The 20,018-nt window shown below is 69.2% G+C and carries 16 protein-coding genes and 1 pseudogene; 4 read left to right on the top strand and 13 right to left on the bottom strand.

Annotated elements, in window-relative coordinates; translation table 11 throughout:
• Positions 1 to 8: 8 nt before the first annotated feature.
• Complete coding sequence (locus ACWEOE_RS03765; protein ID WP_452003504.1) at positions 9 to 1,184, bottom strand: ABC transporter substrate-binding protein; 1,176 nt, start codon at positions 1,182 to 1,184, stop codon at positions 9 to 11.
• Positions 1,185 to 1,519: 335 nt separating this feature from the next.
• Between ACWEOE_RS03765 and ACWEOE_RS03760 the strand changes: the two genes are divergently transcribed.
• The gene (locus ACWEOE_RS03760) at positions 1,520 to 2,125 is read left to right on the top strand and encodes a helix-turn-helix domain-containing protein (RefSeq protein ID WP_452003501.1); all 606 of its coding nucleotides are present in this window, start codon (positions 1,520 to 1,522) and stop codon (positions 2,123 to 2,125) included.
• 196 nt (positions 2,126 to 2,321) lie between these two features.
• Here the strand turns inward: ACWEOE_RS03760 and argG are convergent, their stop codons facing one another.
• The 5 genes from argG to ACWEOE_RS03735 form a co-directional block, all read right to left on the bottom strand.
• Positions 2,322 to 3,770 carry an argininosuccinate synthase gene (gene argG, locus ACWEOE_RS03755; RefSeq protein ID WP_452003499.1) on the bottom strand — a complete coding sequence of 483 codons (1,449 nt, stop codon included), beginning with the start codon at positions 3,768 to 3,770 and terminating at the stop codon, positions 2,322 to 2,324.
• Between the two features lie 120 nt (positions 3,771 to 3,890).
• Positions 3,891 to 4,658 (bottom strand): NPP1 family protein, encoded by a 768-nt coding sequence (locus ACWEOE_RS03750; RefSeq protein WP_452003496.1) that lies wholly within the window; start codon positions 4,656 to 4,658, stop codon positions 3,891 to 3,893.
• Between the two features lie 130 nt (positions 4,659 to 4,788).
• Positions 4,789 to 7,062: an FtsX-like permease family protein gene (locus ACWEOE_RS03745; protein ID WP_452003493.1), complete on the bottom strand. Its 2,274-nt coding sequence runs from the start codon at positions 7,060 to 7,062 to the stop codon at positions 4,789 to 4,791.
• On the bottom strand, positions 7,059 to 7,739 hold the full coding sequence (locus ACWEOE_RS03740) for an ABC transporter ATP-binding protein (protein WP_452003491.1): 681 nt from the start codon (positions 7,737 to 7,739) through the stop codon (positions 7,059 to 7,061). The genes ACWEOE_RS03745 and ACWEOE_RS03740 overlap by 4 nt, the downstream gene beginning before the upstream one ends.
• Positions 7,736 to 8,260: a PadR family transcriptional regulator gene (locus ACWEOE_RS03735; RefSeq protein ID WP_452003488.1), complete on the bottom strand. Its 525-nt coding sequence runs from the start codon at positions 8,258 to 8,260 to the stop codon at positions 7,736 to 7,738. The genes ACWEOE_RS03740 and ACWEOE_RS03735 overlap by 4 nt, the downstream gene beginning before the upstream one ends.
• A gap of 290 nt (positions 8,261 to 8,550) precedes the next feature.
• On the opposite strand from ACWEOE_RS03735, the gene ACWEOE_RS03730 reads away from it, so the two are divergent.
• Positions 8,551 to 9,768 (top strand): thioester domain-containing protein, encoded by a 1,218-nt coding sequence (locus ACWEOE_RS03730; protein ID WP_452003486.1) that lies wholly within the window; start codon positions 8,551 to 8,553, stop codon positions 9,766 to 9,768.
• 71 nt (positions 9,769 to 9,839) lie between these two features.
• On the opposite strand, the gene car is transcribed toward ACWEOE_RS03730, so the two are convergent.
• The 5 genes from car to ACWEOE_RS03705 form a co-directional block, all read right to left on the bottom strand.
• The gene (gene car / locus ACWEOE_RS03725; RefSeq protein ID WP_452003483.1) at positions 9,840 to 13,745 is read right to left on the bottom strand and encodes a carboxylic acid reductase; all 3,906 of its coding nucleotides are present in this window, start codon (positions 13,743 to 13,745) and stop codon (positions 9,840 to 9,842) included.
• Between the two features lie 170 nt (positions 13,746 to 13,915).
• Positions 13,916 to 14,782 carry a class I SAM-dependent methyltransferase gene (locus tag ACWEOE_RS03720; protein WP_452003480.1) on the bottom strand — a complete coding sequence of 289 codons (867 nt, stop codon included), beginning with the start codon at positions 14,780 to 14,782 and terminating at the stop codon, positions 13,916 to 13,918.
• 134 nt (positions 14,783 to 14,916) lie between these two features.
• Complete coding sequence (locus ACWEOE_RS03715; RefSeq protein WP_452003478.1) at positions 14,917 to 16,395, bottom strand: LCP family protein; 1,479 nt, start codon at positions 16,393 to 16,395, stop codon at positions 14,917 to 14,919.
• A gap of 176 nt (positions 16,396 to 16,571) precedes the next feature.
• The gene (locus ACWEOE_RS03710; RefSeq protein WP_452003475.1) at positions 16,572 to 17,477 is read right to left on the bottom strand and encodes a M56 family metallopeptidase; all 906 of its coding nucleotides are present in this window, start codon (positions 17,475 to 17,477) and stop codon (positions 16,572 to 16,574) included.
• A 1-nt stretch (position 17,478) separates the two neighbouring features.
• Positions 17,479 to 17,844 carry a BlaI/MecI/CopY family transcriptional regulator gene (locus tag ACWEOE_RS03705; protein WP_452003472.1) on the bottom strand — a complete coding sequence of 122 codons (366 nt, stop codon included), beginning with the start codon at positions 17,842 to 17,844 and terminating at the stop codon, positions 17,479 to 17,481.
• A gap of 52 nt (positions 17,845 to 17,896) precedes the next feature.
• Here ACWEOE_RS03705 and ACWEOE_RS03700 point away from each other — a divergent pair, with 52 nt between their 5' ends.
• Entirely contained in the window at positions 17,897 to 18,487 is a 591-nt protein-coding gene (locus ACWEOE_RS03700) for a phosphatase PAP2 family protein (RefSeq protein ID WP_452003470.1), read from the top strand.
• Here ACWEOE_RS03700 and ACWEOE_RS03695 read toward each other — a convergent pair.
• Together ACWEOE_RS03695 and ACWEOE_RS03690 are read right to left on the bottom strand one after the other, a co-directional pair.
• A pseudogene (locus tag ACWEOE_RS03695) lies at positions 18,472 to 18,795 on the bottom strand (AMP-binding enzyme); the annotation flags it as partial. The gene ACWEOE_RS03700 and the pseudogene ACWEOE_RS03695 sit on opposite strands and share 16 nt — an antisense overlap.
• Positions 18,771 to 19,040, bottom strand: a complete 270-nt coding sequence (locus tag ACWEOE_RS03690) for an SDR family NAD(P)-dependent oxidoreductase (protein ID WP_452003468.1) — start codon at positions 19,038 to 19,040, stop codon at positions 18,771 to 18,773. The gene ACWEOE_RS03690 and the pseudogene ACWEOE_RS03695, both read right to left, overlap by 25 nt.
• A 292-nt stretch (positions 19,041 to 19,332) precedes the next feature.
• On the opposite strand from ACWEOE_RS03690, the gene ACWEOE_RS03685 reads away from it, so the two are divergent.
• Positions 19,333 to 19,956, top strand: coding sequence for a TetR/AcrR family transcriptional regulator (locus ACWEOE_RS03685; protein WP_452003465.1), 624 nt, complete (start codon positions 19,333 to 19,335; stop codon positions 19,954 to 19,956).
• Positions 19,957 to 20,018: the final 62 nt, after the last annotated feature.

Here is a 20,018-nt window from a genome sequence, read left to right as displayed (position 1 = left end):
GGGCCAGGTCAGTTGGCGGTGAGCTGGTTCTGGGTGGTGTCGCTGCCGAAGAACGACACCTTGCCGCCCGCGATGCCGTAGAAGTTGGTGCAGGAGTTGCCCTTGTGCGAGGTCGTGGAGAACGCGATGGGGCACGGCAGTTCCGGCGTCTTGAACGGCTGCATCGTCTCCAGGCCGGTGATGAGGCTTTCCGGCGTGGTGTCCTTGGCGTTGCGCAGGCCCGCGATGAAGGCCTTCGCCGCGGCGTAGGCCTGCACGGTCCACACGATCGGCTCGGTGGTCGGGTGCTCGGCCTTCCAGGCCTTCATGAAGTCGGCCGTGCACGGGTCGCCGACGGGGCACGCCAACGGGGTCAGCGCGTAGTAGCGCACCTTCGGGTCGGATTTCGCGAGCTGGTCGAGCGAGGTGTTGGAGCCGGCGAACGTGACCAGCGGCAGGTAGGTCGCCTGGTGGATCTCGGCGTTGATGACGGCGGCCATCGGCGGTGCGGTGATGCCGAGCAGCACGGCGTCGACGCCCGCGTCTTTGAGGCCCTGCACCTGGCTCGTGGCGTCCGTGGCGTTGGCGGCGATCTTCTGCGTGGCATCGACGGTGAGGCCGTACTTCGCGAGCGCGGCCTTCGCGCCGGACAGCGCGGCGTCGCCGTACGCGTCGCTTTCCACCATCATGCCGACCTTCTTGGCGCCCATGGAGTGCACGAGCTTGGCGATGCCGACGGCGACGTCGTCGGAGGAGAACGCCGGGGCGAAGGTGTACTTGTTGAGCGGTTTCGTCAGCTGCGGGTTGATGCTGCCCGGGGTGTAGAACGGGGTTTTCGTGCTGCTGGCGACCTGCATGGTCGACAGCGCGGTGGGCGTGAACGCCGGTCCGTAGAGCACGGAGACCTTGTCCTGCGTGATGTACTTGCGCGCCACCGTGACCGCGGTGGCCGGGTCGCTCGCGTCGTCGGCGTAGAGCAGTTCGACGGAGTGGCCGTTCACGCCGTTCTTGGTCAGGTCGGCGAAGGCGAGCTTGGCGGAGTCCTGGTAGACCGCGTCGAACGCGGCATCGGCGCCGGTCAGGCCGAACTGCACGCCGATCTTGATGCTGTCACTGCTCGACCCACTCGACCCGCACGCGGTGACCAGCGCGGCGGCCGTGGCCAACGCCAGCGCGAGTTTTCGGTGCCGCCCAGGGAAAGTCATCATCATTCCTCCGCGTCATTGGTTCGGATGATTCGAGACGACGACGCCGGCGGCGGCGGGGACCAGATCCGCTGGAGGCGTGCTGTGAGTGCAGATTTTTACTGTCAACTCAGCTGAGTGTCAAGGCTGATGCTGTGGATCTTTGTGCTGGTCAGCGTCATAACTCCTGGTCACTCCGGATGCAACGGTCGTTGCGGAATCGACGTGCGCGTCGTTTTTGATCTTTCGTAAAGGTGCTGATGTTTCACTGGTTGAACTCACGGTAAAACTTGTACAGTGGCCCTCTGACGTTCTTCGGCCCCTCACCCCAACCCCCGCCCGCGCAGGAGCGACACATGGCCTCACCCCCCGAGCAGTCCGACGAGCCGCGCAGCACGTCGGAGGGCGTGCACATCGGCTCGAAGCTGCGCGAATGGCGCCACGAGAGCCGGACGACGCTCACGGAGGTGTCCGAGGCGGTGGGGCTTTCCGTCGGCTACATCAGCCAGGTGGAGCGGGGGCGCGCCAACCCGTCCCTCGAGGCGTTGAAGCGCCTGGCCGACGTGCTCGGCCACACCGTCGGCGAGCTGTTCAGCAACGAGGCCCCGCCGGCGAACCCACTGCGGTACTCGGTTTCCAAGAGCGGGCAGCGCAAACGCATCATGTACCCGGGCTCGGGGATCATGAACGAACTGCTCAGCCCCGACCTCCAGCACCAGATGGAGGTCGTCTGGGTGGAAGCCCCGGTGGGCGCCACCAGCGGTGGCCACCCCCACTCCCACGTCGGCGAGGAATGCGGCATCGTCCTGGCGGGTCAAATGATCTTCTGGGTCGGCGACGACGAGGTCCGCCTGGAAGCCGGCGACGCGATTTACCTCGATTCGACGGTGCCGCATCGGTGGCATGTCGGGGAGGGTGAGCCGTTGAAGGCGGTTTGGTTGATCACACCGCCGACGTTCTAGAGTGTCTACTGTGGACTAATGGCCCTGGGTGGGTTGGTTCTCGCCCAACGCCATCCGCCCATCCCTCCGTCGCCGAAACCGTGCGAACGCTTGCGGCGGGCATTGGCTTCACGAGGGTTCGGTGCAATCAGAAAGCCCCGGAAGCGACAAACGCCCCGACTGCCGGGCAGTCGGGGCGCTTGTGCCGTGAAAGAAATCAGTCCGTGCCCGACTCCATGGCCGCGCTGTCCAGCAACTCCACGTCATCGGCCCGGCCGCGCGAAGCAATCGCCTCCGCGCCACCCTCCGGCATGGCGCCGATGAGGCCCGTGGAGGCGGCCTGGGCGGCGCCGATGAGGGCCGGGTGTGTGCCGTTGCCGACCATGCCCAGGCCGGCGTACTGCTCCAGCTTCGCCCGCGAGTCGGCGATGTCCAGGTTGCGCATCGTGAGCTGGCCGATGCGGTCGACCGGGCCGAAGGCGCTGTCCTCGGTGCGCTCCATCGACAGCTTGTCCGGGTGGTAGCTGAACGCAGGGCCGGACGTGTCGAGGATCGAGTAGTCCTCGCCGCGGCGCAGCCGCAGCGTCACGGTGCCCGTGATGGCCGTGCCGACCCAGCGCTGCAGCGACTCGCGCAGCATCATGGCCTGCGGGTCGAGCCAGCGGCCCTCGTACATGAGGCGGCCGAGGCGGCGGCCTTCGTTGTGGTAGCTGGCCAGGGTGTCCTCGTTGTGGACCGCGTTCACGAGCCGCTCGTACGCGGCGTGCAGCAGGGCCATGCCGGGGGCCTCGTAGATGCCGCGGCTCTTGGCCTCGATGATGCGGTTCTCGATCTGGTCGGACATGCCGAGCCCGTGGCGGCCGCCGATGGCGTTGGCCTCCAGGACCAGGTCGACGGACGTCGCGAACTGCTTGCCGTTGATCGAGACCGGGCGGCCGAGCTCGAAGCCGATGGTGACGTCTTCGGGGGCGATCTCCACCGCCGGGTCCCAGAACCGCACGCCCATGATGGGCTCCACGATCTCGATGCCCGTGTCGAGGTGCTCCAGCGACTTGGCCTCGTGGGTGGCGCCCCAGATGTTGGCGTCCGTCGAGTAGGCCTTCTCGGTGCTGTCGCGGTATGGCAGGCCGTGGGCGACCAGCCACTCGGACATCTCCTTGCGCCCGCCGAGTTCGGTGACGAAGTCGGCGTCGAGCCACGGCTTGTAGATGCGCAGGGCCGGGTTGGCCAGGAGGCCGTAGCGGTAGAACCGCTCGATGTCGTTGCCCTTGTAGGTGGAGCCGTCGCCCCAGATCTGCACGTCGTCCTCGAGCATTGCGCGCACGAGCAGGGTGCCGGTGACCGCGCGGCCCAGCGGCGTGGTGTTGAAGTAGGCGCGGCCGCCCGAGCGGATGTGGAACGCGCCGCAGGTCAGGGCCGCCAGACCCTCCTCGACCAGCGCTTCCTTGCAGTCGACGAGCCGGCCGAGCTCGGCGCCGTAGGACGTCGCGCGCCCCGGCACTGACTCGATGTCGGGCTCGTCGTACTGGCCGATGTCGGCGGTGTAGGTGCAGGGCACCGCGCCTTTGTCACGCATCCACGCGACCGCAACCGACGTGTCGAGGCCACCGGAGAACGCGATGCCGACCCGTTCGCCGACGGGAAGGGAAGTGAGCACCTTGGACATGAGTATGATTATGCATCACGATGTATGACTGTGCATAGTCGGGGTGGCAAGTCGTGACGCAGGACACCGAAGACGGGTGTCACCCCGGAACGAGGATGACACCCGTCGTCAGGGAGCCGGTCAGGCGTTCGGGTCGAACGGGATGCCCGATGGCAGCGAGGCCGACAGCAGGCCGTTGAAGCGGCCGTCGTTGATCTTGATCGTGGCGGCGCCGAAGTCGGCGGACATCAGCTTGTCGCGCAGCGCGGTGGACGGGTAGCCCTCGTAGCCGACCAGCGGCGGGTACCGCCAGTTGTGGTAGTGGTTCTCCGGTGGCTCGTCGTTGCCGTTGGCCAGGCGGAAGAAGTGTGTGCTTAGTCCGTCCTTGTGGTAGACGACCTTCGGGTGCGAGCCGTCGAAGCGCACCTGCGAGCGCGGGTAGGTGACCTGGCTGCTGTGCTGCGTGGTCGTCACGAACTCGACCTGGTTGCTCGCCTGGTTGATCCAGGAGATCACGTGCTCCCAGTCGTGCCGGTGGCCGCCGAGGCTGCTGCCCGCCACCGCCTGGTCCTTCTCGAAGTAACTGGCGTAGACCACTGCGCACCAGCCGTTGTTGCACTTCGAGCGGGAGTAGGTCTGGGTGTTGTCGAGGTCCGACTGGTCGCGGCAGCTGCCGTTGACCGCACCCGAGGGGTTGAGGCCGGGGTTGAGCGTGCCGTCCGGACCGATGGCCGGCGTGGCGTAGCAGCCGTCGCCGTCGTAGTCGTAGGCGGGCGAGAACGACTGCTCGTACCCGTTGGCGTTCTGGGGGAGGTTGTGCGGGGGATCGGCATACGCGGCGGCGGCCGGGATCACCAGCGCCAGCGTGGTGGCGCCGAGCACCGCACCGAGCCGTTTGAAGGTTCGCATACAGGTCGACCTTCCGAAAGGGGACTTGGGGCGGTGATCATGCTGGCGCAGAAAGTGATGGCGGAGAAGGAGCCCGACCCGAAAAGCCCGCGACGAAGGTGGGTCGCGGGCTTGACGGGGTGGTGAACTTTCACTCCGCGCGCAGAGATTCCACCTTGGTGACCTGGCGCAGCAGCGGAATCGTGAACGCCGTGACCACGAAGACCGCCGCCACGGCAGCGCCGGCCATGCTCGCGATCAGACCGCCGTCGAGCTTCACCGGGATGTCCGCGGCCCGCAGGATCGGCAACGTGAGCCCGGTGCCCGCGAGCACCGCCAGCGCCACCCCGATCACCACGGGCAGTGCGGTCTGCGCGAACGAGCTGCGGATCAGCACACCCAGCGGAACACCCGACGCGGCCAGCGCCGCGAGTGCCCGCCGCCGTTCGGAGATCTGTTCCACCGCCAGCAGCAGCAGGCTCAGCGCCGCCACCGCGAGCACGAAGAGCGACGCCGTGAGCAGCACCGCCCGGATCGTGCCGAGGATCCCGGTCGGCGCGCCCGGGCGTTCGTCCGTGTCCACCTCGACGTGCCAGGTCAGGCTCGCGACGGAGGCCGCCACGCGATCGGCCACGGCCGTCGTGGTCCCCGGGCCCGTCGCGTAGATCCGGGGCAACCCGCTGGGCAGCGCGAGCCCGGTGACTGCTCCCTCGGTGACCAGCAGGGTGTCCTCCAGGCGCCGTCCGGCCGAGGTCGCCGGCAAGCGCACCACGCCCGCCGGGACCGTCCACCTCGGGCCGCCGGGGTCCGAGGTGGACTTCGTGAGCCGAACCTGCCCGGTCGGCACGCGCGTGTCACCGATCGCGAACACGCTTCCGTCCACACAGGACGGCAGCTGCGCCCGCAACGCCAGCGCGGCGCACGAACCGACTTCCACGGTGGTCCACTGATCGCCGGAAACCGCCTCCGTGGTGCGGATCGTGCCCACCTGCGTCAGCCCGGCCGCGCTCGCGACGCGCCGCTGCGCCTCGGCGGCCGTCTCGTCGTCGGCGATCACGCTCACCTGCGCCGCGCCCGGCCACGACGGGTCCGTCTCGGCCTCGACGGCGTCGGCCGCGAACAGCGAGTTGAGCACGACCTGCAGCAGGATGCTGCCCGCCACCACCACGACCAGCCCCGACACGACCCGGCTCGGCGTGCCGCTGTCGAGCTGCAACCGCCGCACGGCGAGCTGCCACGCGGGCGGCCCGCCGTGCAGCCGCCTCGCGATCCCCTCCACGATCCACGGCAGCAGCACCGTCACCCCCACCAGCAAGAACGCGGAACCCCCGGTCAGTGCGACGAGGACGCTGTCGCTGCCGACGCCCGGGTCGGTCGCGTACGCCGTGCCGACGAGCAGCACGCCCACACCGGTGACCACCCAGCGCCACCACATCCGCCGGCGCACCGGTTTGCCCTGGCGCACCACGCCGAGCGGCTCGACGATCGTGCGCCGCAGCCCGAACAACGCCGCCCCGACGGCCAGCGCGGGCACGAGCAGCAGCACCAGCACCGCGAGTGGCCACGGTGGCACGAAGTCGTCGCTGAACACGCGGTAGCCGAACAGGTCGAGCGACCCCAGTGTCGGGCGGATCGCGAGGAACAACGCCACCCCGAGCACCAGGCCGATCATCGCGCCCAGCAACGACTCGCCGGCCGCGACCCAGCGGATGTGCCGTGCGTCGACACCGAGCAGCCGCAGCGCCGCGAGCCGCTGATCGCGTTGCGCCGCACCCATGCGCGACGCCGTGGTCACGAAGATCAGCAAGGGCAGCAGCAGCGCCACGACGACCGGCAGCACCGCGGCGAGCACCGAAGCCTGCACGGCGACCCGCGGGACCTGCCCGCCGCCGAAGCCGTAGACCGTGGTCACGTCCGGGCTCGCCCGTACGTCGTCGGGTGTCGTGCCGTACCAGGCCGTGAGGTCGCCGGCGGCCACGAGCCCGGGTTTCGCGATCGTCGCCACCGGCGCGGCCGGCAGCCGGCTGCGCAGCGAAGCGCCGTCCGGGCCGGAAAGCACCCGCACGAGCTCCGGCGAAGCCACCAGCTCACCGGGCTTCGGCACCGCGCTCAGCCCGGGCGGCACCGGCGCGTTCGGCCCGCTCGCCGCGACCGATCGCAGCGTGACGAACCGGGTGCCGGCGAACACCGACCAGCGGACCAGGTACAGCGGGTCGACACCGGGGCGCGCGGCCGTGCTCGGTGTGGCCGCCGCGGCCCGGTTCTCCGTGCCGCTCACGACCGAGCTCACCGAGGCCGCGGGCAGCAGCACCGCCACGACGAGCCCGATGCCCGCCGCCGTCATGGCGAGGCGCAGCAGCGCCTGTCCCGACATCCGGCCGCCCCCGACGGCCAGCCGGAGGCCGAGTGCCAGGTTCGCGATCACTGCGCGAACTCCGGGTCCGCCACGCGCCCGTCGCGCACCACGATCTCGTGGTCCGAGTACGCCGCGACGCGGGCTTCGTGCGTCACGAGCACCACCGCCGCGTCGGTCTCCCGCGCGGCTTCGGTGAACATGCGCATGACCTTCTCGCCGTTGAGCGAGTCGAGTGCGCCCGTCGGCTCGTCGGCGAAGACCACCTTCGGCCGCGTGACGAGCGCGCGGGCGACGGCGATGCGCTGCCCCTGGCCGCCCGAGACGTCGCCGGGGCGCTTGTCCGCGACGTCGGACACCTGCAGCCGCTCGAGCCACTCACGCGCGACGTCCTCGGCCTTGCGCCGCCCGACCTTCTGCAGGCGCAGCGGCAGCGCGACGTTCTCCAGGCACGTCAGCTCGGGCACGAGCTGGCCGAACTGGAACACGAAGCCGAACTCGGTGCGCCGCAACGCACTTCGCTCGCGGTCGCTCATGGCGACGAGGTCGCGGCCGCCGTAGGTGATGGTGCCGGCGTCGGGGTGGACGATGCCCGCGAGGCAGTGCAGCAGCGTCGACTTGCCCGATCCCGAGGGGCCCATGATCGCGAGCACCTCCCCGGCCGCGACGGACACGCAGGCGCCGCGCAGCGCCTGCGTGGGGCCGAACGCCTTCTCCACGCCTTCCGCGACGAGCAGGGCTTGCGTCATGAGCGCACCTGCGCGGCCAGCTCGTCGAGCCGCGCGGCGGTGAGCTCCAGCCAGCGCAGGTCGGCTTCGAGGTGGAACAGCGCGTGGTCACAGATCAGCTGTGTCGCGAGATCGCCGTCGCGCTTGCGGCGGGTGAGCTCGCGCATCGCGCCGAGGTGCTTGGTGCGCTGCGCGTCGAGCACGGTCGTGGCACTGCGGCCGGACAGCAGCGCGAGCACGACCTTGGTGTAGAGCGTGTTCTGCAGGTACGGCTCGGGGTTTTCGGGCGTCTCCAGCCACCGCTCGACGTCGGTCACGCCCGCGTCGGTGATCGTGTAGCGCTTGCGCTCGGGCCCGTCGCCCGCCTCGACGCCGGCGACCTCGACGAGGCCGTTCTTCAGCAGGCGCGACAGTGTGGCGTAGACCTGCCCGTAGGCGAGCGGGCGGTCCTGGCCGAACTGTTCGTCGTACGCGCGCTTCAGGTCGTACCCGTGCCGCGGTCCTGGCTCGAGCAAGGCGAGCAGGGTGGTCCCCACCGACATGTCTGGTCCCCTCCGGATGGTGGCTATACGCGTTGACTCTACACCAGGTGTATACCCAGGAAAACGGGGTGTGCCCGAATTGGTCGGTGACGGAGTGCAAACGCCGTGGTGACGCCCAGGTGGACGACTTCGAAGGTCGTGGGGACCACCGTGGGTGGCCGTGTGAGCTGTGTGTATGCTTCCGCATCGCTTGACTGGGTGGATTCTCACCTGATTGGTGGCCGTCGTGATCGGGGTGTGTTTTCTCACGCGGCTCCGACTTTCCGGTTCGGGCTTGGATGGGAGAACAGATGCAGTTCAGGTCAGGTCTGGTGCGAGGCGGGATCGCGGCTGCAGCCGCGGCCGCCGCGCTGCTGCTGGCGGCGCAGGGCGCCACCGCGCAAACAGGCACCACCGGCACCGCCGGTACGAAGGCCGAGGACGGCGCGGCTCGTGGGCGCCTCGTTCCCGGCGCCTTCACCGAGGGCATCGGGGTCAACCTCGACAAGGGCAATGACGTCAAGCACTACTACAACACGGTGCTGTTCGGCCTGAAGCTCTCCGACGGCAGCACGCTGAAGCTGTACTGCGTCGAGATCGAGACGAACATCGACGCGGGCCAGGACATGCTCGAGACGCCCTGGGACAAGTACCCGAACCCGGACTCGCCGTTCACCAGGAACAACGCGAAGATCAACTGGGTCCTGCACCACGGCTTCCCCTCCGAGGACCTCAAGGGCATCGAGTCCGAACTGTCGGCCAAGGGCGTGACTCTGCACGACGGTCTGTCGCAGGATGAGGCCATCGCGGGCACGCAGGCCGCCGTGTGGCACTTCAGCGACGACGAGAACCTCAACCGCGAACACCCGGTGCTGGACGACATTTCCCACGCGGCCGACCACGGTGCCGACATCCTCGCGTTGTACGACTACCTGACCGGCAGCGACAACGTCGGCATCGGCCAGCAGCCCAAGCCGACCCTGAGCATCACCCCGGCCTCGGCCAAGGGTGAGGCCGGCACGCGCATCGGCCCGTTCACCGTCACCTCGAGCGGTGACGTCACCGACCTCACCACGAAGCTGCCCGACGGCGTGAAGCTCGTCGACGCCGACGGCAAGGCCGTGACGGAGAGCCAGGTCAAGGACGGCAGCAAGCTTTACCTCGACGTGCCCGAGGACGCGAAGGCCGGCAGCGCCGAGCTGGCGCTCAAGGCCGTCGGCCACCTCGACACCGGCCGCCTGTTCGTGGGCGAGGACTACGCGAAGCACCCGGCGCAGTCGCTGATCGTCGCCGAGTCGCAGAAGACCTCGGTCGAGACCGCGGCTTCGGCCACGTGGACCGAGGCCGGCGTCACCCCGCCGACCACCCCCGCGGCGCCCACGACCACCCCGGCCGCCCCGGCCGGTGGCTCGGCCCCGCTGGCCAACACCGGCGTGAACGCCTCGCTGCCCATCGGCATCGGCGCGGGCCTCGTCCTGGCCGGCGGCGCGATGCTGGTGCTGGTTCGCCGTCGTCGCGGCAACGCCTGATCCACAGCCCGCACGAAAAGCGGGGCCGGTCCACTGTGGACCGGCCCCGCTTTTCGTGCGCTCAGGGGAGTTCAGCCGACGGTCACGCCGGTGATCACGCCCTCGCTCGCCGTCAGCCGCACCCGGTTGTGCATTTTCAGCAAGGTCCGGTCGTGGGTGGTCGGCGTGTCGATGAGGTAGCCGTGGCGGGTCAGCTCGATCACGGCCTTGCGGATCGGCAACCCCACCACGTCTTCCGGCCGGAACGCCGGGTCGCGTGGTGGCCCGCCGTCGCGGATTCCCTTGTGCCCCATCAGGACAGGGTAATCACAGCCAGGTCGCGTCCACGACTGCTTTTGTGACGGCCTCGGGTGCCCGCTCCCCGAAGTCGGACTTCCTGGTGCCGGGTTCACCGCGTCGCTGCGTGCGCGGATGCGGTTGGGGCGCGTGCTGCGCCGCAGTGATCTTGTCCACCCGCGTGAGTGCAACGCGAGCGCGGACTTCAGATCAGGTTCAGCTGAGCCAGATCCGCCGCGTACTTCCGGATCAGCTCGGCCGTGACGTGCGGGATGTCCTTGTCCGGGCCGATTCCGGCGTCCTGGACGGCCGAGCGGAAGTGGGCGGTGGGAATGCCGGCACCGTCGACGGGAGTCAGGGGCTGGGCGAAGGCGTGGAGCAGGGGTAGCAGCAGAATGCTGCTTCTGCTTCTCCGGCAGGCCACGGATGGCCGTCTCGAAGCGGGCGAACCAGGTCGCGTGGTCGTCGATGCGTTGGATGGGGTGGCCGGCCGCCGCGAGCCAGTCGACGATCGTGTCGAGGGAGACACCGTCCTCGTGGGGATTGAGGACGTTGTAGGTGCGGTAGCCCTCGGTCGCCTGGAGGCCGAGGGTGGTGATGGCCTCGGCGGTGAAGTCGGCGGGCAGGCCGTCGTAGTGGGCGGGCGCCGGCGAAGAGTAGAAGGAACCTGGTGCGATGCCCGTGACGATAAGACTGAGCAGCAGGCGCGTGAACATGTCCGGCACGTTGAGCTGGCCCGAGAACCTGCTGTGGGCCAGGATCATGTCGGAGCGGAACGTGGCCACGGGCAGGCTGAACGCGTCGTTGGCCTCGCGCAGCAGCACCTCGCCGGCCCACTTGCTGGTGGCGTAACCGCTGGCGTACCCGTCGCCGAGCCGGCGCACGGGGCTCGTCACGCGGATGTCGGAAACCTCGTCACCCGAGGACGCCTGGTCGGCGACCACGGCCACTGTGGACAGATACGTGATGGGCTTCAGCCGGGTGGTCAACGCCATGCGCATCAGCTCCGCCGTGCCCACGACGTTGGGACCGAACAGCTGGTCGTAGGGCAGCACGTGGTTGACCAGCGCGGCCGGGTGCACGATGAGGTCGACGGTCTCGGCCAGCCGCCGCCACGTCGGCGCGTCGAGGCCGAGGTCTGGCTCGCCGATGTCACCCGCGAGCACCTCCAGGTGATCGGCCGCCAGCTCGCGGAAGTGGCGCAGCAGCTCGGCGTCGCCGCTGTCGAACGCGGCTTCGAGACGCCGATAGGCGGTTTCGGCCGAGCTGCCGCGGACGAGACACACGAGCCGGCCGCCCGATTCGGCGAGGCGTTCGAGCCATTCGAGGCACAGGAACCGGCCGAGGTAACCGTTGGCGCCGGTCAGCAGCACCGTGGCGACGGTGCCGCTCGGCCGAGCCACGGTGCGCGCGGCCTCCAACGTGGCCGCGTCGAGGAACTTGTCGAGCGTCAGCGCGTCCGCGCGGGCTTCGGTGCTGCCGGCGCCGTGGACCGCCGCGAACGTGGGCCGCCTCGCGCCCGACTCGCGCGCGTCCTCGATGTACGCGGCGAGCTTGCGCAGGTCGGTGGCTGGGCTGATCACGACGCCCACCGGTACCTCGACGTCGAAGATCTCCCGCAGCAGGTTGGAGAACGAGAGCGCCGACAACGAATCGCCGCCCATCTCCACGAAGTGTGCTTCGGGGCTCAGCTCGCCCGACGCCGAGCCCAGCAGCGCCTGCGCGGCGCGCGCCACCGTGTCGAACACCGGCTGGGAAAGCCCGACCTGCCGCAGTTCGCGCAGCTCACTCGCCTCGCGTTCGGCGATCTCGTGGTAGAGCAGTTCGAGCCGCTCGCCGTAGTGCTCCTTGAGCTTCGGCCGCGCCAGCTTGCGGATTCCCGTGAGCAGCCCGTTTTCCGGGCTGAACGGTTCGGTCTCCACGAGGAAGTCGCGCGGGATCTCGTAGGAGTTGAGGTCCGACTCCTTCACGATGCTCTGCAGCGACTCACTCAGCTGCGCCTTGAGCTTTTCGGTGTCATCGAACGTCTCCAACGCTTCGGGCGTCGGCACGATCACCGCGAGCAAATACGCGCGCTCGCTGCTGCCGTAGAGGTAGATCTGCCGGATCGCCGGCGCGGCCGCGAACTCGGCCTCCAACCGCGACACGGCCACGAACTCGCCCTGAGAAAGCTTCAGCACGTTCTTGCGCCGGTCGAGGTAGTGCAGCGTGTCCGGTGCGGTCTCGGCCATCACGTCGCCGGTGCGGTAGTAGCCCTCGGCGTCGAAGACCTCGGCCGTCGCGTCCGGGCGCTGGTAGTAGCCCGGCACCACAGACCTCGCCTTGAGTAGCAGTTCACCGCGCGGGTGCGGAGTGTCGGTGGAGTAGTAGCCGAGCTCCGGGACGTCGTCGAGCTTGTAGTCGACCACGGCCGGGCGCATCAGCACGTGGTCCCACAGCACGATGCCGGCCTCGGTGGAGCCGTAGGCGTCGTGCAGTTCGATGCCCAGCAGCGATTCGACGAACGCCTGCAGGTCGGCCGACAACGGTGCGGAACCGAACCCCGCCCACGTGATGCGGCCGCCCAGGAAGTTCGAGCGCAGGTCGAGCTTGACCTCGTTTTCCAGCTCGGCGGAGTACCCGGCGCCGAGCGCGCGGCGGTCGAGCTCGCTCTGGTAGTGCTGGAAGATCATGTCGCAGATGCGGGGCACGACCACGAGCTCGGTGGGCCGCGTGAGGGCGACGTCTTCGAACAAAGTGGACAGATCACTCTTCGCCGCGAAGTGCACGGTGCCGCCCACGGCCAGCGTGCCGACGAGCAGTGCCCGGCCCATGATGTGGCTCAACGGCAGGAAATTGAGGTTGACCACGGGGAACGCGGGGCGCTCGGGGAACATCCCCAGCCACAGGTTCGCGACCAGCCGGTCGGGGTACATCGCACCCTTGGGGGTGCCGGTGCTGCCCGAGGTGTAGACGAGCAGCGACAGGCGTTCCGGGTCCGCTTCGACCACCGGCGCGGGAGCGGCCGTGGCGCCGCGTTCGAGCACGGCGGCGAGCGGTTCGAGGACGACCGCGCTGTCGGCCGCGGCGAGTCGCGCGCGGGCAGCTTCGAACTTCTCGCGGTCGGTCTCCGGGTGGTAGTCGAACACCACCAGGCGCTGCACGGTCGCGGCGTCGAGCACGAGGTCCACGGCGGTGTCGAGGTTGTCCACATTGGACGCGAGCAGCTTCGGCCCGGTCTCGGTGACGATCGGCCTGAGGGTGCCCGCGGTAGCGCCCGCCTGCAGGGGCACGGAAACCACACCCGCGCGCACGCAGGCGAGGTCGACGATCGAGTACTCGGTGCTGATGAACCCGAGGGTGGCCACGAAATCCCCGGCGGCCACGGGGTGGTCCGCGTGGTGGGTCCACTCGCCGGCGAGGGCGCCCGCACGTTCCCAGGCTTCGCGGTAGGTCACGGTGTCGAACCGCGGCAGCAGCCGGCGCGACATGCGGCCCGTCGCCGGGTCTGTGACGGTTTCGCCGGCCCGCTCGGCGAACGCGGCGCGCTCGGCGTACCCCGTCATCACCGTTTCGATCAGCTCGACCAGCGGCAGCCCAGGCCGTCGGATGGCCTCGGTGATCGTGGGGTCGGGTACGGCGTCGCGCAGCTGAGGCTGAGTCGCCAGCAGTTCCTCGACGCGCTGTTCGGTGCCGGTGATCTCGATCGGCGGGGTCGCCAAAGCTCAGCCCTCCCGGGGTCCACTGGTCCAGAGGGAGGCGGCGTTGGCTCCGTTCGGGGTAGTTGTTTGCGTCCCCTAAGTTTACCTACCGTGCTTGAGTGAACACGCTGCTGTGGTGATGATCATGAACTTGTTGTGGCATGGTGATCACAGTTGGTACTCTTCGCTGCTCAGTGGTGGTCTCCGGTGCCGGTTCCGTTGTGCAGGAAGAAGTACGCGTAGCGTTCGTCCAGCTCGTTGCGCGGGACGAGGTGCACGGCCAGTGGCGCGAGTCCACAGCGCGTGGCGGTCTGCCAGAAGGCGTCGATGCCGTAGGTGGTCATCTCGGCGAGGCCGGTGCGGTACGCGCGGCGGCGCGGGCCGGTGCGCCACGCGCCGGGGTCGTACTTGATCTGGATCATCGCCAGGCCGCCGGGCGTGAGCAGCTGCCGGGCGATGCGCAGCAGGCGTTCGCCGTACTCGGGTGTGGGGATGAGTTCGAAAACGTAACAGGAGAAGAAAACGTCGACTTTCTCGCCGATGGCGTCGAGTGCTTGTTCGGGGTTCGCGACGTCGATCGCCACCGGCAGGAACGGTGTGTCGCAGGCGGCTTTCACCTGTCGTTCGCATTCCTGCAATGTTTCCGTCGCGATGTCGACGCCGATGAATTCCCCGGCTCGTGGTGCGAAGTGAATAGCGTTCGCGCCGCCGCCACAGCCCCATTCCAGAACGCGGTGCCAAGGCTCGGTGAAACCCGCCATCCGCGCGCCCGCGTCGAACAGATCGAGGTGCTCTTTGCCGAGCCGCGACCACAGATCGGTACCTTGGAACACGGACGCGTCACGCCAATGTGCGTTGGCCTGCCAGCGATCTCCACCTGGCCGGTGCCAGTAGGTCTGCGAGTCGGCCGAGATCCGCGACTCCGGCTGGCGGGCGCCGACGGTCGAGAGCACACGCTGCGCGAGCTCTTCGGCACTCGCGGCAACGCGTTTCGCATTCGCCGCGAAAAGCAGGCTCAACAGCTTCGCGAGGTTGGCCGGTTTCTGTCTTTCGGGCATGGCGGGAAACCCTTTTCGCCGTTGTTTCGGTTCACCCGCTCAGTCGTGGGACCGCTGAGCGGGCGTTACCGGAAACGCGATTTCAGGGTGAATTCTCTTGATGCGCGAAAGTGATATTTCGGGACGAAAAGGACTCAGTTCACACAGGGGACGCCGTCGCCGGTGATCGGCGGCGGGGCCTGAGCGGGCGCCGGGCTCACGAACGCCGCCGGGTGCACCCGCGGCGCGCCCATGCTGCTCGACGAACCGCTGGCGTCCTTGTAGTCCTTGCCCAGGAACACGCGGAAGTGGTCCTTGTCCAACGAGGAGTCGGGGCTCACGGCGATGCCGCCGAGCGACTTCGCGATTTTCGTCGCCTCGGTCTTCTGGCCGCCACCGTAGAAGACGATCGACATCTTGCGCGTGGTCGCGTTGGCCACCGTGCCCTTGCCGTAGCCGGCGGCCGCGAGCTTGTCGGCCACGGTCGCGGCCAGGCCGCTGGTGTCCGACGCGTTGCGCACGTCCACGGTGTACTGGCTCAGGCTGGAGTCACCGGGCGCGGCCGGCGCGTTCGACGAGGTGTCCGGTGTGCCCAGCTGCTGGCGCACGAACTGCTGCACCTGGTCGGGATCCACCTGCACGGCGTCGCCGTCTGACGGCGTCTTGAGCGAGATGCTCACCACCGGCACGGTGACGAACTTCAGTGCGCCCGCGCTCATGCCGTGCAGCTGCTGGGCGAACCCGACGATGTCCCAGCCCGAGTCGACGACGACGGCCTTCTTCACGGCGGTGATCAGGTCGTCGAGCTTGCCCGGGTCGGCGAGCGTGCCGGCCGACAGGATCGTCTTGGCCATGCTCGCCATGAACACCTGCTGGCGCTTGATGCGGTCGAGGTCACCGTTGGGCAGCCCGTGGCGCTGGCGCACGAACTGCAGCGCCTTCGCGCCGCCGACGCTCTGCGGGCCCGCCGCGAAGTTCGCGCCGGAGTACGAATCGTGCACGGCTTTGCTCAGGCACACCGGCACACCGCCGACGGCCTCGCTCAGGTAGTAGAACCCGGCGAGGTTCACGGCCGCGTAGTGCGTGATCTTGAGCCCGGTGAACTGCTGCACGGTATCGATCGCGGTCTTCGCGCCGGCCTGCGCCGAGTCCGTTTCCAGCTGCGCGCCCGACACACCCTGTGCGACCAGCTTGTTCTTCTCCGCCACGAGCCCGTAGGTGTACGCGGAGTTGATCTTGTGCTTGCCGTAGTCGCCGGAAATCTGCACGTAGGAGTCACGTGGGATGGAGATCGCGGTCGCCTGGCCGCCGCCCGCGGGGATGTGGATGACGATCATCGTGTCGGTGGTGTCACCACCGTCGTCGGCGCCACCCGCGTGCAGTTGTGACAGCACGTCGGCCGGCAGCGGGTTGCCCTGCGCGTCGGTGCGGGTGTCGAGGCCGACCATGAGGATGTTCTGCTCGCCGAGCGGGGGCGCGTCGCCGGCGGTGATCACATCGGCCCTGGTCAGGCCGTCGGTGAGTGACTGCAGCGTCGAATACGCGTAGCCGGTGCCGCCCAGCACGAGCAGGGACACGACCACGAGCGCGACTTGGGCCGCGCGCAGCGGACCGGAGGCCTTGGTGCGACGCATCAGGGCTCCTCTTCTGCAGTTTCACCGACATGCCGGGGCTCGACGTCACCCGGCGCTCGAAACGCCAACGGTAGCGGCACCGGAGCGGAGCTCGGCCGGGGGGCGTTTTCTTTCTCCCCGTGGGAGTGGGCAAGACCGGACAACGGTCTGTGCCGGTGATTGTTCGAGGCTCGCGCTCAGTGTTCGCGCGGATACGCGGCCTGGGCCAGTTCTACGCCGGCGTGCAGGTCGATCGCCGCGTCGAGCGCGTTCGCCGCGGAAATCCCGCAAACACCGAGCACGAGCGCGATCGCCAGGGCGGCCAAGGGACCTTTCGGCGACCGCGGGCTGAGCAACGCCCGGACCCGTTGCGGCACCGGGCCTCCCGTCGCGGCGAGCACGGGCGATCGGCCGGATTTGCCCGCCAGCGCGGCTTTCGCGACGGCCGTGGCGACCACGCGCCGGTCGCCGACGTGGGCCGCGGCCGTTTCGTCGGCCCAGCGTTCGAGCGCGAAGCGCGCGGCGGTGCCGAGGGGTCGCAGCAGGGGGTTGAGCGCCGAGGCGACGGTGAGGCCCGCGGCGAAGAAGTGGTGGCGCAAAGCCAAGTGTGCGCGTTCGTGAGCGAAGAGTGCGCGCCGTTCCCCTGCGTCCAATGCGGCCAGCAGCCCACTGGACACGGCGATGCGGCCGGCTGCCGCGAACGCGATCGGTTCCGCCGTGGGCAGCACCACGACTTGGCCGGTGCCGCCGTGCGCGTCGAGTTCGGCGCTGACGCCGAGATACCGGCGCACGTACCGGATTCCCGTGCACACCAGCGCCGCCGCCGCGGCGATCAGGCCCGTACCGGCCGCGAAGGCGAGTGGCGCGTTCGCATCCTCGAACGACGAAACGCCGAAACCGCCCAGCGAAGCCACCCACGGAACCCGCGCCAGCCCCCGCGCGGCCAGCAACACGAGCGCGCTCGTGCTGCTCACCGCGAGCACCAGCGCACAGCCGGTGAGCACCCAGCTCGCCGCCCTCGGCGCCAGCCGCGGCGCGACCCACCGCGCCACCGGCCATCCGGCCAGCGGCAGCAGGAGCGGGACGAACACCTCGGGGTCCACGTCAGCCACCGTTCTCGCGCAGCAGGTCGCGCAACAGCTGCTCGTCCTCGGCCGACAGGTTCGACACGAACCGCGCCAGCACGCCCGGCCGGTCGGCCTCGGCGTCGAGCACCTTGCGCATCCGCCGGGCCGCCAGGCCGGGCTCGTCGTCCACCGGGCGGTACGCGAACGACCGCCCGCGCTTCTCCCTGGTCGCGACGCCCTTCTCGAACAACCTCGACAGGATCGTCACGACGGTGGTGTAGGCCAGCGCACCGCCGAGCCGCTCTTGCACCTCCGTCGCGGACACCGGCCGGCCCACGTCCCACAGCACGCCGAGCACCTCGGCTTCGAGCTCCCCGGGCGCGCGGCGTTCCCTGCTTGGCATGGGATCGAATCTACACCGGTGTCGTACTTTGACGAGCGTGTAGTATTTCGATATGGATGTTGTTTCTGGCTGGCGTGGTGACGCCGGGATCTACCGCGCGGTCACGGATTTCGCGTGGTCGCAGCACTGGCTGGCCGGCTTCGCCGTGGTGTTCGGCGAATACGGCGTCTTTCTCGTGGTGCCGGCGATGCTGGTGCTGCTGTGGCGCGCCCGCGGTGCGGCCGCGCTTGCCCGTGCCGTGTGGGTGCCGATCGCGGTGGCCGTGGCGCTCGGGTTCGACACGGTGCTGAAGGCGCTGTTCGCGGAGGTCCGGCCGTGCCGGGTGGTGGCCGGCGTGCACACGCTGCTGCCGTGTGACGCGCCCGCGGACTACTCCTTTCCCAGCAACCACACGGTGATCGCCGCCGCCTTCGCCGGTGCCGTGCTGCTGATCCGGCGCACCTGGGGTGCGGGGGCCACGGTGTTCGCGGTGCTCGTCGGCGCGTCGCGGGTGTACCTCGGTGCGCACTATCCGCACGACGTGGTGGCCGGCCTCGCCGTCGGCCTGGTAGTGGGGCTGTGTGGGATCGCCGCGCACGCCTGGCTGGTGAAGCTCGTCGAACGGCTGCCCGTCGGTCGGAGACCCGCTCAACCCAGGAACTGAGCCTTCACGTCCGTCTTCAGCACCTTGCCCACCTTCGACCTCGGCAGGCCCGGCCAGATTTCCACCGCCTTCGGCGGTTTCACGGTTCCCAACAGGTCCTTCGCCATGGCTCGCAGCTCGTCCGACGTGACCGACCGTCCTCTGTGGAGCTGGACGACGGCGGTGACCTGCTCGCCCCACTTCTCGTGCGGCAGCCCGACCACGGCGCAGTCCTGCACCGCCGGGTGCGTCATCAGGGCCTGCTCCACCTCGGCGGAGTAGACGTTGAACCCGCCGGTGATGATCATGTCCTCGGCACGGTCGACGACGTCATTGGCCAGCCGGTTGCCCATCTGCGTGGGCACGAGGCCACCGCGCCGCCGTTGCCGGCCGCGCCGCCCGGGCGCATCGCGCGGAACGCGTGCTTCGCACCCAGCGCGGTGCCCAGCACGTTGACCTCGAGCATCTTGCGCACGTGGGCCGGGTCGAAGCCCGCGACGAGGCCGGTGATCTCCACACCCGCGTTGTTCGCGAGCACGTGGAGGCCGTCGTACTCGCCGACGACACCGGCCACGGCGCGCTCCCAGCGCTCGTCGTCCGTCGCCTCGAGGGGGGACGAACCCGGCCGTCGCGCCGGTCTGTTTGATCGAGTCGGCGGTCGCGCGGCCCTGTTCCTCCCGCACGTCGGCGACGACCACGGTGGCGCCGGCCATCGCGAGCGCTTCGACCATCCCCGCGCCGAGACCCTGTGCCCCATCCGTCACCAGCGCGGTCCGCCCGCTCAGGTCGTACCTGCGGCGGAGGTCACACCGTAGCCAATTTTGGACAGTCGTCAAGATTTTGTCGGGTCGCGCTAGACTCCCGGCGTGACGCAGGCCAAGGAGCGCATCTCGCGCCGGGGCGTGGACAAGTTCGCCCAGCGGCGTGAACAGCTGGCGGAATCCGCGCTGCAGGCGCTCGCCGGCCTGGGTTACGCCCGCACGAGCCTGCGTGAGATCGCCCAGAAGTCGGATTTTTCCCACGGCGTGCTGCACTACTACTTCGCCGACAAGGTCGAGCTGCTCACCTATTCGGTGCGCAAGTTCGAAGAGGTCTGCGTGACGCGCTACGACGACGTGGTCGCCGAGGCGAGCACCGCCGACGAGCTCGAACGCGGTTTCGGCGCGGCCATGGCGACCACGCTGCGCACCGACGCGGTGATGCACCGCCTCTGGTACGACCTGCGCAACCAGAGCCTGTTCGAGGAGTCCTTCCGCGCCGACGTGCTCGACATCGAAGACCGCCGCCAGGCCATGATCTGGCGGGTCGTCGAGCGCTACGCCGAGCTGACCGGCGCCCCGCCGCAGGTGTCGGAGGCGGTGGCGTACACGACCTTCGACGGCCTGTTCCAGCAGGTCCTGCTCCGTTACCTGGCCGGCCGCGAGTCGGTGGCTTCCGAACTCGAAGAAGCCGTGCCGCGGGTGCTCGGGCAACTCTTTCGCACGGCCTGACGGCCCGCGTGTCCCGGCCGTGTGAGTGCGGCAGAGGAATTCGCAGTGCCGGGTTAGTATTC

The sequence above is a fragment of the Amycolatopsis sp. NPDC004368 genome (assembly GCF_053602515.1).
Note: the sequence above shows the minus strand (reverse complement) of the source record. Positions and strands in the feature narration are given on the sequence as shown.